This is a genomic window from Ramlibacter lithotrophicus (assembly GCF_012184415.1).
GTDB lineage: Bacteria > Pseudomonadota > Gammaproteobacteria > Burkholderiales > Burkholderiaceae_C > Ramlibacter > Ramlibacter lithotrophicus.
The window spans coordinates 130,368-144,434 of sequence record NZ_VTOX01000001.1 but is presented as its reverse complement, the minus strand read 5'-3'; the positions used below and the strand labels follow the sequence as shown (position 1 = coordinate 144,434).

Genomic DNA, 14,067 nt, shown 5'->3' with positions numbered 1-14,067 from the left:
AGGTCCATGTCAGGCTGCCTTGTCCAGAGTCTTGAGTTTCGCCAGGAGCACGTCGCGGATGGTCGCGGGCTTGATTGGCTGGCCCATGACCTCGCTCCAGCAGTCCACGTCGACGAGGTAGCGGGCGCGCAGCAGCATCGCCAGCGCCGAATAGCGGCGGTTCGTCTCGTCGATGATCTTGTCGTCCGGCGGATCGCTCCAGTTGCCTTCCACCGTCATCACCCGTTTGAAGCCGCTCATCGCTTCCTTGATGCCGGGCGGCAGCGGCTGCACGAACCCGATGTGCATGGAAGAGACCTTGTGGCCCTGCGCCTGCATGCCGGCGACCGCTTCCTCGATCGCGCCCTTGGTGCTGCCCCAGCCGATGACCAGCAGGTCGCCCTGGCGCGGCCCGAAGACCGGCGGCGCCTTCAGCGTCTTCTGGAACGCGGCCAGCTTGCGGCTGCGCGCCTGGATGCTTTCCTGGTTGATCGTCGCGTCGTAGGCGACGTGGCTGTCGCGGTCGTGCGCCAGTCCCGTGAGCGTGTGCATGCCGCCCGGCTGGCCGGGGATGAACCTGCGCGCCAGGCCCGTCACCGGATCCCAGTCGTAGGGCCTGGCGCCGGCCGGCACCGGGCTCTGGTCGATCGGCGGCGCCAGCCACGCCTCGCTGAACTCGGGCCGCGGGAAAGGCTGCTGCGAGGTCGCCAGGCCCGCGTCGGTGAGCACGACGACGACCATGTTGAAGGTCTCGGCGATGCGGCGTGCCGTGATGATCGAGTAGAAGCATTCCTCGATCGTCGCGGGCGCCATCACCACCTTGGGCGCGTCGCCGTGGCTGCCGAAAACGGCCGAGAGCATGTCGCCCTGCTCCACCTTGGTCGGCTGCCCGGTGCTCGGTCCGCCGCGCTGCACGTTGACGACGACCAGCGGGATCTCGCCCATCACCGCCAGGCCGATCCCTTCCTGCTTGAGCGAATATCCCGGACCCGACGTGATCGTGATGGCGCACTTGCCGGCATACGACGCGCCGATGGCGAAGGCGCAGGCCGCGATCTCGTCCTCGGCCTGGTGCACCACGCCGCCGACTTTCTCGAACACGTCCGCCAGGTAGTGCGAGGCCGAGGTGGCCGGCGTGATCGGGTACATGGCGCAGATCTCCATGCCCGAGGCGAGCGTGCCCAGCGCCAGCGCCGTGTTGCCGTTGACGACCACCTGGGGCGTCTGCGGCCGGGTGGCCGGGATCGAGTAGCAGAAGTCCAGGTTCTCGGCGGCCCAGCGGTGGCCCGCCTCCAGCAGCCGGACGTTGGTGTCGATCACCGACTGGTCCTTCTTGCCGAAGGTGAGGAAGATCTGGTCGGTCGCAAGCTTCAGGTCCAGGCTGTACAACTGGCACAGCATGCCGAGCGCGAACATGTTCTTGCCGCGCTTCGGATCCGAAACGATGGTCTTGCACTCCTGCTCCATCGGGATCTCGTGGACCCGGTAGCCGGCGGCGACGAGCCGCTGGTGGGTCTCGGCATACGAGGCGACGATCGCGGCGTCCGCGTGCGACCGCCACATGCCCTCCAGCAGGATGATCGCGCCCGGCTTGAGCTCGCCCGCGCGCACCCGGCCCAGGAGCACCTGCTCGTTGAAGGCGACGACCAGGTCGGTCTTGTCGCCGCCGTTGGTGATGCGCTCCGAACCGATCCGGATTCGGTTGCCGCTGGCGCCGGCCACGCTGCGGGCCGGCGGCCGGATCTCGGCCGGGATGATCTCCGTGGTCCAGATGCCGTTGCCCATCTGCGCCGCGATCGAGCCGAGCGACTGCCCGCATTTCTGCGCGCCCTCGCCCGAGTCGCTGATGATCTCGATGATGTGTTCCGTCAGCCGCGTCGGCGTCCTGCCGGCCGGCGTGCGAGCCTTCTTGCCCGGCTTGGCGGCCGGTTTCTGCAGCGTCATTGCATCCATGGTGTTCCCGTCAGCTTCGTGATCGCGCGGCACGCGCACCGTCCCGTGTTCAGATCAGCCGCACCCGGGCGAAATTGCGCTCGCGGGTGTCGATGCCGAAGAACGTGTTCGCGCCGTCCTCGTGGTAGGCCAGGGCCGGATCGCGAATGCCCAGGAAGGCCTTCATGCTGCGCGCCGCCTTGCGGCCCGCGCCCATCGCCTGGATCACCGTCGCGGCGCCGGTGACGATGTCGCCGCCGGCGTACACGCCCGCGATCGAGGTCGCCAGGTTGTCGTCGGTCGCGATGTAGCCCCACTTGTTCAGCTTGAGCCCGGACGTCTGGCCCATGATCGGATTGGCATTGGTGCCGATCGCATACACCACGAGGTCGGTTTCGAAGTCGAATTCGCTGCCGGCGACCGCGACCGGACGGCGGCGTCCCGACTCGTCGGGCTCGCCCAGCTCCATGCGCACGCAGCGCAGGCCGCGCACGCCGCCCTTGCCGTCGTCGAGCACCGCGACCGGATTGGTGAGCCAGTGGAACTCGATGCCTTCCTGCTCGGCGTGGTGGACTTCCTCCAGGCGCGCCGGCGCCTCCTTGCGCGAGCGCCGGTAGATGCAATAGACCTTGTCGGCGCCGAGCCGCATCGACACGCGCATCGCGTCCATCGCGGTGTTGCCGGCGCCGACCACGGCGACCCGCTTGCCGACCGGCAGCGGCGTGTCGTAGTTCGGGAAGTCGCGGCCGCGCATCAGGTTGCAGCGTGTGAGCAGTTCGTTGGCGGACAGCACCCCGTTGAGCGAATCGCCCGGGATGTTCAGCGCGCTCGGGTAGCCGGCGCCCACGCCGACGAACACCGCGTCGAACCCCATCTCGTCGATCATCTGCTCGATCGTGAACAGCCGCCCGACCAGCGTGTTGCACTCGAAGCGCACGCCGAGCTGGCGCAGCTTGTCGATCTCGGCGTCGATCGTGGGGTTGGGCAGGCGGAAATCGGGGATGCCGTACTTCAGCACGCCGCCCGGCTCCTGGAACGCTTCGTACACCGTCACGTCGCAGCCGGCCTTGGCCATGTCGGCGGCGCAGGCCATGCCCGCCGGTCCCGAGCCGACGATGCCGACCCGGAAGCGGTTGCGCTCGATGTACGGGACGTTGCTCCAGCCTTCCTTGATGGCCGTGTCGCCGACGAAGCGCTCGAGCCGCCCGATGGCGACCGCCTCCAGCGACTCGCCCACCGTGCACACGCCTTCGCACTGGTTCTCCTGCGGGCACACGCGGCCGCAGATCGAGGGCAGCAGGTTGGTGCTGGTCAGGATGTCGTAGGCGCCGCGCAGGTTCTTCTCGCCGATCTTCTGGATGAAGCCGGGGATGTTGATGCCGACCGGACACCCGGAGATGCAGGGCTCGTCCGGGCACAGCAGGCAGCGTTCCGATTCGCGCAGGGCTTCCTCGAGGTTGTAGCCGCACGCCACTTCCTCGAAGTTCTTCGCCCGCACGGCGGGATCCTGTTCCCGCATCGGGGTGCGCTCCTGCGGAATGGTTCGTATGGTTCGCTTCTTGGCCATTCCGGGGGACCTCTTTACTGTGATTGGAAGATGCGCCGCGGGGACACTTCGCACCGCGCGGGCGCGGGAACTGCGGGGAGCCGCTCAGCCACCGAGCGCCTCCTCGGAGGGGTCGGGCAGCTCCAGGCCGTCCTCGCCGACCTTGCGCATGGCAGGCGGCTGCGGCATCCGGCAGCTGTCGGACCAGCGCTGCTCGGCCCGCTTCTCCTCCGGCGTGAAGCGGCGCAGCCGGGTCATCAGGTCGTCGAAGTCGACCAGGTGGCCGTCGAAATCGGGCCCGTCGACGCAGGCGAACTTGACGTCGTCGCCGACCTTGACCCGGCAGCCGCCGCACATGCCGGTGCCGTCGACCATGATCGGGTTGACGCTGACCATCGTCTTGATCCTGCGCGCGCGGGTCGCGTCGGCGCACGCCTTCATCATCACCGGCGGGCCGATCGCCACGCACTCGTCGACGTCGGCGTGGCCGGCCAGCGCGACGGCGATGCCGTCGGTGATCAGGCCCTTCATGCCGGCCGAGCCGTCGTTGGTGCACAGGATCAGTTCATCGCAGGCGGCGCGGAACTTGTCTTCCCAGAAGATCAGGTCCTTGCTGCGGAAGCCGAGGATGCCGATCACGTAGGCGCCGGCCTCCTTCAGCGCGCGCGCCTGCGGAAACACCGGCGCGACGCCGAGCCCGCCGCCGACGCACAGCACCTTCTTCGGCTTGCCGATGTGCGTCGGAATGCCCATCGGGCCGACCAGTCCGAACAGCGACGTGCCGACGCGGCACTCCTGCTGCATCTGCTTCGTCGTCTTGCCCACCGCCTGGATCACCAGCGTGATCGTGCCGCGGTGCCGGTCGAAGTCGGCGATGGTGAGGGGGATGCGCTCGCCGTGCTCGTTGAGCATGACGATCACGAATTGACCGGGCCTGGCCGCACGCGCCATCTGCGGATGGCGCACCTCCAGCAGGTAAGTGACTTCCGAGAAGTCCTCGCGGCTCACGATCTCGAACTGGGACATACGTTGTCGACTCCATGTTCGGCCGGCGTGACAAGCTCGGGGGCGCGGTCAGGCTGGCATCTGCTCGTCGCTGCCGCGCTTTCAGCTCCACGAGAGGGGCGTAAACCATCAGCAGTGCGCCGAGTATCTTCCCCGCGGGCTGGAGGGTCTTGACACAAGTCAACCAGAACCAACCCGCACGCAGTGTGCGAGCGGCGCAGTCAACCTTGCGGTTGATCGCGGCAGGAAGATCCCCCGCATGCGAGCATGCGCCGAGTGCCTCGCGCAGCGAACAGGCGCAGCCGGCGTGGCTTCGCCGTGCTATTCATATGAGAGCAGGGCAGCGCCGGCGCGGCTTCGGGCGCGTTGCGCCCCCGCGCCCGCCGCGGTAGGATTGCAGCCCTGAAACTGGTTTCAGTACTCCCGCCCACCCGTGCCCGCTTCCGACCGTCCCCGCCCCGGCGCCGCGCCGCCGCCGACCCGCGCCACCATCTCCGACGTGGCACTCAAGGCCGGCGTGTCGAAGGCGACCGTCTCGCGTTTCCTGAACCGGCGCGAGGAGCTGCTCACGCCGGAAATCGCCGTGCGCGTGGAGCGGGCCATCAACGCCCTCGGCTACATCCCGAGCCCGATGGCGCAGGCGCTCAAGCGCGGTCGCTCGCGCCTCATCGGGCTGGTGGTCGCCGACGTCACCAACCCGTACTCCGTGGCGGTGCTGCGCGGCGCCGAGCGCGCGTGCCAGGACGCCGGCTACCTCCTGGTGCTGTTCAACCTTGGCAACGAGGCGGAACGCGAGCGCGAAGCCATCGAGTCCCTGATGGCCTACCAGGTCGAGGGACTGATCCTCAACACGCTGGGCGCCGACCATGGCGCCATCGCGCAGGCGATGCGGCACGGCAAGCCCGTCGTGCTCGTCGATCGCCGCCACCCCGAGCTGCAGACGGACTTCGTTTCCCTCGACAACACCGGCGCGGTGCGACTGGCCGCGGGTCACCTGATCGAGGCCGGCTTCCGCGACCTGCTGTTCGTATCCGAACCGCTCGTCGGCGTGAGCTCGCGCCTGGAGCGGGAAGCGGCTTTTCGCGCGTTCGTCGCAGACCATCGGGGCGTGGCCGGCCGCACGTTCGAGAGCACCGCCGACGCGCCCGACGCACTGGACGATGCGTTGCGGCGCTGCGGACGCAGCCGCAAGTCCAGGTCCGCCGTTCTGGCCGGCAACGCCGTGATCAGCCTGCGAGTCGCCGCCGCCGCCGCCCGCCTCGGGCTGCGGTTTGGCGCCGACCTGGGGCTCATCGGCTTCGACGAGACCGAATGGGCGCCGCTGCTCGGCCCGGGCCTCACGACGATCGCGCAGCCGACGGACGATCTCGGTCGGCTGGCCGCCACCTGCCTGATCGAGCGGCTGAACGGGCTGCACCTGCCGCCGCGCCAGATCCTGCTCCCGGGACGGCTCATGCTGCGTGGATCGTCGCGTCCTGATGCGAGTCAAGTGACATAAGGGTTTCTACTGAGACAATGCTGAAACCGGTTTCTTAGAATGGTCCAGAAACCGGTTTCAGTTCGACCGGTTCCGCAAGCATCGTGAAGTACCAATTCCAGTTCGAGGACGTGTTCGCCGCGTGGCCGCTGCTGCTGCAGGGAACATGGACCACGATCCAGCTCTCCCTCACCGCCACCGTGCTCGGCCTGATGGTCGCGATCGCCTGCGCGTGGGGCAAGACGTCCGGCCCCGCACCCCTGCGCTGGCTCGTCAACGCCTACATCGAGGTGATCCGCAACACGCCATTCCTGGTGCAGCTGTTCTTCTTCTTCTTCGCGCTGCCGTCGCTGGGCCTGCGCTGGACGGCGCATACGGCGGCGCTGTTCGCGATGGTGGTGAACCTCGGCGCCTACGCGACCGAAATCATCCGCGCCGGCATCGAGTCCATCCCCAAGGGCCAGATCGAGGCGGGCCTCGCGCTGAACCTCAAGCACCACGAAGTCTTCCGCTTCGTGATCCTGAAGCCGGCCCTGAAGGCCATCTATCCCGCGCTCACCAGCCAGTTCATCCTGCTGATGCTCAGCTCCGCGGTGGTGTCCGCGATCTCCGCCGACGACCTCACGTCGGTGGCGGCGAACCTGCAGTCGCAGACCTTCCGCAGCTTCGAGATCTACATCGTCGTCGCGGCGATCTACCTGGCGCTGGCGCTGGCGTTTTCGGGACTGTTCCGGACCATCTACCGGTGGGCGCTCGACTACCCGGACCGGAGATAGACCCATGCGCACCTTCGGTCTCCCGGAGTTCCTGTTCATCGCCGAAGCGGCGAAGTGGACCGTCGCCCTGTCGCTCATCGCCTTCGTCGGCGGCGCCATCGGCGGGCTGCTCGTCGCCCTGGCCCGCACCTCCGATCGTCCCGCGCTGCGCGCGATCGCATCGGGCTTCGTGCAGGTGTTCCAGGGCACGCCGCTGCTGCTGCAGCTGTTCCTGATCTTCTTCGGCGCGCCGGTCCTCGGCTTCGACATCAACCCGTGGCTCGCCGCGGGCATCGCCCTCATCCTGAACACCAGCGCCTTCCTCGGCGAGATCTGGCGCGGGACGATCCAGGCGATCCCGGCCGGCCAGTGGGAAGCGGCCGAGGCGCTCGGCCTGCACTACGTCGCGAAGATGCGGGACATCATCCTGCCGCAGGCCTTCAAGATCGCCCTGCCGCCGACCGTCGGCTACATGGTGCAGGTCATCAAGGGCACTTCGCTGGCCGCGATCATCGGCTTTGCCGAAGTGACGCGCGCCGGCCAGATCATCAACAACGCCACGTTCCAGCCGCTGCTCGTGTTCAGCGTGGTCGCGGCGATCTATTTCGTGCTGTGCTGGCCGCTGTCGCTGCTCGCCGCCCGGATGGAGCGCCGCCAGGCGGCGGCGCTCGCGCGCTGAGGAAGAACCGACGGTCCCCAGCAGAGCCTTTCCCTTTCATCGACGGAGAATCCCATGACCTTGTCCCTGCAACGCCGCGCATTCGCCGGTTCCATCGCCGCCCTTGGGCTCGGCGCGCTGCTCACCGTGGCCACACCTTTCGCCGCGGCGCAGACCGTGGCCGAACTGAAGAAGAAAGGCGAGCTCACCGTCGGCCTGCTGGTCGACTTCCCGCCTTACGGCACCACCAACGCGCAGAACCAGCCCGACGGCTACGACGCCGACGTCGCCCGCCTGCTGGCCAGGGACCTCGGCCTGAAGCTGAACCTGGTTCCGGTGACCGGCCCCAACCGCATTCCCTTCCTGCTGACCAACAAGGTCGACCTGCTGGTCGCGTCGCTGGCCGTCACGCCCGAGCGTGCCAAGCAGGTGACGTTCTCCAAGCCCTACTCGGCAGCGACCATCGTGATGTACGGCAGCAAGAAGGCCGCCATCAAGGGCGCGCCCGACCTCAAGGGTTTCCGCATCGGCGTCGCGCGCGCCAGCACGCAGGACGTCACCGTCACGCAGATGGCCCCGCAAGGCACGGAGATCCGCCGCTTCGACGACGACGCGTCGGCGATGCAGGCCCTGATCTCCGGCCAGGTCGATGCGATCGGCTGCTCCACCACCGTCGCGGCGCAGATCGCCAAGCGCGTGCCCGCCAACACCTTCGAGCAGAAGTTCGTGCTGCGCCAGCAGGAGATGGCCGTCGCCATGCGCCCAGGCCAGGACGAGCTGCTCAAGACGGTGAACGACTTCGTCGCACGCAACACGGCGAACGGCGAACTCAACAAGCTGTACGTCAAATGGCTCGAGACCGAACTGCCGAAGATGCAGTAAGCGGCGCGGACGACGTCATGAGCGCACCGGCAACCTCCGTGCCCCACCTCCTGCCCCAGGGCGAGCCGATCATCCGCATGACCGGCGTGCAGAAGTGGTACGGCAAGTTCAAGGTGCTCTCCGACATCGACCTGGACGTGCAGCCGGGCGAGCGGATCGTGGTCTGCGGGCCTTCGGGCTCCGGCAAGTCGACCCTGATCCGCTGCATCAACCGGCTCGAGACGGTGCAGCAGGGCCGCATCGTGGTCGACGGCATCGACCTGACGGCCGCGAAGCGCAATGCCGACGCCGTGCGGCGCGAGGTCGGCATGGTGTTCCAGCAGTTCAACCTGTTCCCGCACCTCACAATCCTGCAGAACTGCACGCTGGCGCCGATGCGCTCGCGCGGGCTCGCCAGGGAGGAGGCCGAGGCGCTCGCGATGAAGTACCTGACCCGGGTGCGCATCCCCGAGCAGGCGAACAAGTACCCGAGCCAGCTGTCCGGCGGACAGCAGCAGCGCGTGGCGATCGCGCGCGCGCTGTGCATGACGCCCAAGATCATGCTGTTCGACGAGCCGACGTCGGCCCTCGACCCGGAAATGGTCAAGGAAGTGCTGGACACGATGATCGGCCTCGCGGAAGACGGCATGACCATGCTGTGCGTGACGCACGAGATGGGGTTCGCGCGCAGCGTCGCCGACCGCGTGATCTTCATGGCCGACGGGCAGATCGTGGAGCAGGCGCCGCCGGAGCAGTTCTTCGGCCACCCGCGCCACGAGAAGACGCGCCAGTTCCTGGGGCAGATCCTCAGTTCCCATCACGGCAAACACTGATGCACCGCGTGCTGATTTCGCTCTCGTCGTACGGCGCGGCCGAAGTGCGCCGCCACGGCCAGCTCTGGTTCGCCCGCCTGGCGCACGACGCCGGCGCCGACGGCGTCGAGGTGCGCGGTGAATTGCTGGTCGACGCCGCCACGGAGCTGCCCGGCCTCGCGCGAGCGGTTGCCGGTGCAAGCATGCAGGTCGTCTATTCGAGCCCGGAAGGACTGTGGCGCCCCGACGGCACCCTGGACCGCCCCGCCCTGGACCGCGCCCTCGAAGCGGCCACCGTGCTCGGCGCACCGCGCCTGAAGATGTCCATCGGCGGCTTCGATGCACGATCACCGGCGACGCTGCCGGCGCTGCAGGAGCGGCTCGATGCCACCGGCATCGAACTGCTGATCGAGAACGACCAGACCGTTTCCGCGGGAACGCTCGCTGCCCTGCAGCGGTTCTTCGTGGCCGGCGAGGCACACGGACTGGCGTTGCCGATGACGTTCGACATGGGCAACTGGCACTGGACCGGCGAGTGCCCGCTGCAGGCGGCGCAGGCGCTGGCCGCACGCGTGCGCTACGTGCATTGCAAGGGCGTGCAGCGGTTGCCGCACAAGTGGGTCGCGGTACCGCTCGCCGACTCCGCCGCTCCGTGGCGCGCCGTGCTGCGCGCGCTGCCAGCCGACGTGCCGTGGGCCATCGAATATCCTCTGGCGGGCGACGACCTGGTGGCCGCCACCCGCGCCGGGATCGAGCACCTGCGCGCCGTCGCCGCGGCGTCGTCCCGAGACAACGCATGACCACGCCCGCCCCCGCTTTCGACGTCGCCACCTTCGGCGAGGCCATGATGCTGCTGGTGGCCGACCGGCCCGGCCCGATCGAGCAGGCCGAATGCTTCTACAAGCGCACGGCCGGCGCCGAGACCAACGTCGCGATCGGCCTGGCCCGGCTGGGCCTGAAGGTGGGCTGGGCCAGCCGGCTCGGCGCCGACTCCATGGGCCGCTACCTGCTGGCCGAAATGCAGCGCGAGGGCATCGACTGCTCGCGCGTCGAATGCGACCCGGGCGCGCGCACCGGATTCCAGTTCAAGGGCCGCGTCACCGACGGCAGCGACCCGCCCGTCGAATACCACCGCAAGGGCTCGGCGGCGAGCCAGATGGGTTCGCGGGACGTCGACGAGCCGTGGCTGCGTTCGGCGCGGCACCTGCACGCCACCGGCGTGTTCCCCGCGATCTCGGAGACCAGCCGCGCCGCGGCCTGCAGGACGCTCGAGGTGATGCGCGCCGCGGGCCGCACGATCTCGTTCGACACCAACCTGCGCCCCACCCTCTGGGCCACGCCGGAACTGATGCGGCACTGGATCAACCACCTGGCGGTGCAGGCCGACTGGGTGCTGCCCGGCCTCGACGAGGGACGCTTCCTGACCGGGGAGCAGACGCCCGAGGCGATCGCGGCCTGGTACCGCGCCCGCGGCGCGAAGCTGGTCGTGGTGAAGCTGGGCCCCGAAGGCGCGTACTACGACGGCGCCGGCGGCACCGGACACGTGCCCGCGTTCCCGGTCAGGGAAGTGATCGACACCGTCGGCGCCGGCGACGGCTTCGCGGTCGGCGTGATCAGCGCGCTGCTGGAAGGCCGCAGCGTGCCGGACGCGGTCCGGCGCGGCGCCTGGATCGGCGCGCGCGCCGTGCAGGTGCTGGGCGACACCGAAGGCCTGCCGACGCGCGCGCAACTGCAGGCGGCCGGATTGTGAGCGGGCCGCGCAAGCAGGTCCTGGTCTTTCGGGAACTGCCGCCGGCGCAGCTGGCCCGGCTGCAGGCGGCGCACGACGTCACGGTCGCGAATCCGCGTGCGGGCCGGCAGGACGCGTTCGAGGCCGCGCTGCCCCGGGCGCAGGGGCTCATCGGCTCCAGTTACCGCATCGACGGCCCGCTCCTCGCGCGCGCGCCGCGGCTGGAAGTGATCTCCAGCATCTCGGTCGGGGTCGACAACTACGACGTCGCGGCGCTGCGCGCCCGCGGCATCGTGCTGTGCCACACGCCGGGCGTGCTGACGCAGACGACCGCCGACACCTTGTTCGCACTGATCATGGCCGCCAGCCGGCGGCTGGTGGAACTGTCCAACCACGTTCGCGACGGCCACTGGACCGCCAACATCGGCGAAGACCTGTTCGGCTGGGACGTGCACGGCAAGACGCTGGGCATCCTCGGCTTCGGCCGCATCGGCCAGGCGCTGGCGCAGCGCGCCGCGCTCGGCTTCGGAATGCCGGTGCTGTATCACAACGATGCGCCGGTGCAGGCGCCGGCGCTCGGCGCACGCGCGCGGCAGGTCGCGCTTGCCGACGTGCTGCGGCAGTCCGACATCGTCGCCGTCACCTTGCCGCTGACGGCGCAGACCCGCGGCCTGCTCGACGCGCGGGCCTTCTCCCTGATGAAGCCCGGCGCGATCTTCGTCAACGGCGCCCGTGGCGCCATCGTGCAGGAGCAGGCGTTGCTCGACGCCCTCGACCACGGCACCTTGCGCGCGGCCGCCCTGGACGTTTTCGCGACCGAGCCCCTCCCGCTGTCGTCGCCCCTGCGCCGCCATCCGAAGGTCACCTGCCTGCCGCATATCGGGTCGGCCACGCATGAGACGCGGCTGGCGATGGCGGAACTGGCAACCACCAATCTCCTCGCCGCCCTCGCTGGCGAACAGCCGCAGGCCGTGTACACGGGCGGCTAGGGTCAACTCTTCCGTAGACCCGGGTGTTTTCCCAGGTGCGTGCCCCATACGCATGTGCCACAAAGGAAGTAACATCTGGCTACACGATCATGCAACCCGTTTCAAGCGGATCAGCGCAGCCGCCCCAGTACTCCGCCTGCCTCCAGGCTGCGGCCGAGTTCGGCGCGTCCGTGGCCCAGCGGGTGGCCGGCAAGGCGGGCGAGGCCCTGCTGCGCGCGGCGGCAACCGTCGACCCGGACGAGCGCCGGGCGCTGATCGATGCCAGCCGCCTGCTGGCCCAGTACCGGGAGTGCCTCCGCAATGCCTATCCGGGATGCCTGCATCGCGAATTCGCGGCTCTGGATCGCCAGGAGGCGCTGCGCAGCAAGCCCTTGAGCTTCGAGGCGCTCGAGCTGATGGGCGAGGAACAGGTCGAGGAAACGGTGGAGGTCGTGCGCGGCCAGCAGGCCGTGCTGTCCGCCGTCGAGGCCGAACTCGCGACATTGAACGCGCTGGTATCGGCGGCCAAGGGCCGTGCCACCGTCAGCGCGGCGGCCAACCCGCTGCGGCCGGAGGCCTGGGTCCAGGCGCTGCGCAGCGCGAGCCTGCAGTGCGAAGTGCCCGCCTGGGCGCTGGTGCGCTGGCTACCGCGCCTGAGCGAGGCGCTGGGCCCCGAACTGGCTTCGGTGTACCGGCAACTCGCCGACGTGTTGCGGCGGCAGGGCGTCTCCGACGCGGCGTACGCGTTGCGGACGGCACCGCCCGCACGAGCGCCCAGCCCCTCCGCGCTCGCCCCCTTGCTGAACCTCAGGGACTTGCGCCGCCTCCTGGTCGGCGAGGGCGAGCGCTCGGGCCACTCGCAATGGGCGCCTACCGATTTCGGCTCGCCCGGCGCGGCGGCCGAGCCCGCCGCCGGGGAAACGATCGGCCTGACCCTCCCCTGGGCCCTCGAGGCGCTCCAGGACACGCGGCAGCTCGATGAGGTCATGCACCGCCTGCACGAGCGGCGCTCGACCGGCGACGCGGCCTCGGAAGTCACCACGCCGGCGCAGGCGCTCGGACAGGAGGTGGTGCGGCTGATGGTCGACACCATGGCCGGCGACCGGCGGCTGCTGCCGCAGGTGCGGCAGGTGCTGCGCGAACTCGAGCCGGCGCTCTTGCGACTGGCCTCCAACGATCCGCGCTTCTTCCGCGACCCGCACCACCCCACGCGGCAGTTCCTCACCGAGATGACCGAACGCAGCCTCGCCTGGCCGGCGGCGGACCTGCCCGGCTTCGCCGCTTTCCTCGAGCCGCTGCAGCAGGTGGTCGCTGCCCTGGCGACCATGTCGATGGAGACGGCGGAGCCTTTCGAATACGCCCTCCACTCGCTCGAGGCAGCCTGGTCGCAGCAGGAGGAGCGCAGCCGCCGCGAACGCGCGAACGCGGCGCGGGCGCTGATCAAGGCCGAGCGCCGCAACCTGCTCGCGCGCCGCATCGCCGAGCGCCTGCGCCAGCGCCCCGACGTGCGCGGTGCGCCGGCGGTCATCAGGCACTTCCTGGCCGGCCCCTGGGCCCAGGTGATGGCGGCGGCACAGATGGCGGACCCGAGCGGCTCCGACGATCCCGGCGGTTATGGCGCCGTCGCGGACGACCTGCTCTGGACCACGCAGCGGCAGGTGGCCGCCGAGAGCCGGCCCAGCCTCGCCAGGATCGTGCCCGGCATGGTCGCCGCTTTGCGCGGCGGCCTGGCCAGCATCGAGTATCCGGAGGAGAAATCGCGCGAGTTCCTGCGGGAGCTGGCCGCGCTGCACCGGCTCGCCATGCAGGCCGCGGACGAAGCGGCCGCCGCCCCCCCGGCGGCGCACCCGGCCGCGCCGATGGACGACGAGCGCGAGCACGAGTTCTGGCTGGAGCCGACGGAGGCCCTCGAGTCCAGTCTCATGGAAGCGGTGCCCGCCGCGGATCGGGAGGCGGTGTCGCAACACGCGCCGCTCGCCGGCGACCACGGCGCCGAGCCCGGCGACGCGCGCGCACCGGTGGCGATCGAGCACCTGCAGGCAGGCGCATGGGCCGACCTGTTCATCGACGGCGCCTGGAGCCGTTGGCGCCTCGCCTGGGCCAGCCCGCAGCTGCTCCTGTTCATGTTCGCCGACGGCGCGGGGAAGTACCGGTCGATGACGCGCTCGGTGCTGGAAACGCTGATCGCGATCGGCGCGCTGCGCCTGGTGTCCGGGCAGACCATCCTGGCCGGCGCCCTCGACGCCGTCGCCGAGGCAGCCTTGCTCAACAGCATGGAGAGCGTGCGTTAGGGAAGCTCTGAATAAATCGCGTCGTGCGCGCTCGAGACGAAAACGGGATAGCAC

General features: G+C 69.6%; 12 protein-coding genes. 9 read left to right on the top strand and 3 right to left on the bottom strand.

Annotation, left to right across the window (positions count from 1 at the left end):
- Positions 1-9: 9 nt before the first annotated feature.
- From RAMLITH_RS00690 to RAMLITH_RS00680, 3 genes are all read right to left on the bottom strand, one after another.
- Positions 10-1,923 (bottom strand): 2-oxoacid:acceptor oxidoreductase subunit alpha, encoded by a 1,914-nt coding sequence (locus RAMLITH_RS00690; protein ID WP_168105423.1) that lies wholly within the window; start codon positions 1,921-1,923, stop codon positions 10-12.
- A 58-nt stretch (positions 1,924-1,981) separates the two neighbouring features.
- Positions 1,982-3,478 carry an NADPH-dependent glutamate synthase gene (gene gltA / locus RAMLITH_RS00685; protein ID WP_181017727.1) on the bottom strand — a complete coding sequence of 499 codons (1,497 nt, stop codon included), beginning with the start codon at positions 3,476-3,478 and terminating at the stop codon, positions 1,982-1,984.
- An 84-nt stretch (positions 3,479-3,562) separates the two neighbouring features.
- Positions 3,563-4,483, bottom strand: a complete 921-nt coding sequence (locus RAMLITH_RS00680; protein ID WP_168105422.1) for a sulfide/dihydroorotate dehydrogenase-like FAD/NAD-binding protein — start codon at positions 4,481-4,483, stop codon at positions 3,563-3,565.
- A gap of 412 nt (positions 4,484-4,895) precedes the next feature.
- Between RAMLITH_RS00680 and RAMLITH_RS00675 the strand changes: the two genes are divergently transcribed.
- From RAMLITH_RS00675 to RAMLITH_RS00635, 9 genes are all read left to right on the top strand, one after another.
- Positions 4,896-5,960 carry a substrate-binding domain-containing protein gene (locus tag RAMLITH_RS00675; protein WP_168105421.1) on the top strand — a complete coding sequence of 355 codons (1,065 nt, stop codon included), beginning with the start codon at positions 4,896-4,898 and terminating at the stop codon, positions 5,958-5,960.
- 83 nt (positions 5,961-6,043) lie between these two features.
- Positions 6,044-6,715, top strand: a complete 672-nt coding sequence (locus RAMLITH_RS00670) for an ABC transporter permease subunit (RefSeq protein ID WP_168105420.1) — start codon at positions 6,044-6,046, stop codon at positions 6,713-6,715.
- 4 nt (positions 6,716-6,719) lie between these two features.
- Entirely contained in the window at positions 6,720-7,373 is a 654-nt protein-coding gene (locus RAMLITH_RS00665; RefSeq protein WP_168105419.1) for an amino acid ABC transporter permease, read from the top strand.
- 54 nt (positions 7,374-7,427) lie between these two features.
- Entirely contained in the window at positions 7,428-8,234 is an 807-nt protein-coding gene (locus tag RAMLITH_RS00660) for a transporter substrate-binding domain-containing protein (RefSeq protein ID WP_168105418.1), read from the top strand.
- A gap of 17 nt (positions 8,235-8,251) precedes the next feature.
- Complete coding sequence (locus RAMLITH_RS00655; protein WP_168105417.1) at positions 8,252-9,046, top strand: amino acid ABC transporter ATP-binding protein; 795 nt, start codon at positions 8,252-8,254, stop codon at positions 9,044-9,046.
- Positions 9,043-9,825, top strand: coding sequence for a sugar phosphate isomerase/epimerase family protein (locus RAMLITH_RS00650; protein WP_168106383.1), 783 nt, complete (start codon positions 9,043-9,045; stop codon positions 9,823-9,825). Before RAMLITH_RS00655 ends, RAMLITH_RS00650 begins: the two co-directional genes overlap by 4 nt.
- Positions 9,822-10,775, top strand: a complete 954-nt coding sequence (locus tag RAMLITH_RS25610) for a sugar kinase (protein WP_168105416.1) — start codon at positions 9,822-9,824, stop codon at positions 10,773-10,775. The genes RAMLITH_RS00650 and RAMLITH_RS25610 overlap by 4 nt, the downstream gene beginning before the upstream one ends.
- Positions 10,772-11,743, top strand: coding sequence for an NAD(P)-dependent oxidoreductase (locus RAMLITH_RS25605; RefSeq protein WP_168105415.1), 972 nt, complete (start codon positions 10,772-10,774; stop codon positions 11,741-11,743). Before RAMLITH_RS25610 ends, RAMLITH_RS25605 begins: the two co-directional genes overlap by 4 nt.
- An 89-nt stretch (positions 11,744-11,832) precedes the next feature.
- Positions 11,833-14,013: a DUF1631 family protein gene (locus RAMLITH_RS00635; RefSeq protein WP_168105414.1), complete on the top strand. Its 2,181-nt coding sequence runs from the start codon at positions 11,833-11,835 to the stop codon at positions 14,011-14,013.
- Positions 14,014-14,067 lie beyond the last annotated feature (54 nt).

What these genes read in the sequence shown, in the direction of transcription:
- RAMLITH_RS00635 (WP_168105414.1), top strand. Translation starts at nt 11,833, where the DNA reads ATGCAACCCGTTTCAAGCGGATCAGCGCAGCCGCCCCAGTACTCCGCC.
- gltA (WP_181017727.1), bottom strand. Translation starts at nt 3,478, where the DNA reads ATGGCCAAGAAGCGAACCATACGAACCATTCCGCAGGAGCGCACCCCG.
- RAMLITH_RS00665 (WP_168105419.1), top strand. Translation starts at nt 6,720, where the DNA reads ATGCGCACCTTCGGTCTCCCGGAGTTCCTGTTCATCGCCGAAGCGGCG.
- RAMLITH_RS25610 (WP_168105416.1), top strand. Translation starts at nt 9,822, where the DNA reads ATGACCACGCCCGCCCCCGCTTTCGACGTCGCCACCTTCGGCGAGGCC.
- RAMLITH_RS00660 (WP_168105418.1), top strand. Translation starts at nt 7,428, where the DNA reads ATGACCTTGTCCCTGCAACGCCGCGCATTCGCCGGTTCCATCGCCGCC.
- RAMLITH_RS00690 (WP_168105423.1), bottom strand. Translation starts at nt 1,923, where the DNA reads ATGACGCTGCAGAAACCGGCCGCCAAGCCGGGCAAGAAGGCTCGCACG.
- RAMLITH_RS00655 (WP_168105417.1), top strand. Translation starts at nt 8,252, where the DNA reads ATGAGCGCACCGGCAACCTCCGTGCCCCACCTCCTGCCCCAGGGCGAG.
- RAMLITH_RS00680 (WP_168105422.1), bottom strand. Translation starts at nt 4,483, where the DNA reads ATGTCCCAGTTCGAGATCGTGAGCCGCGAGGACTTCTCGGAAGTCACT.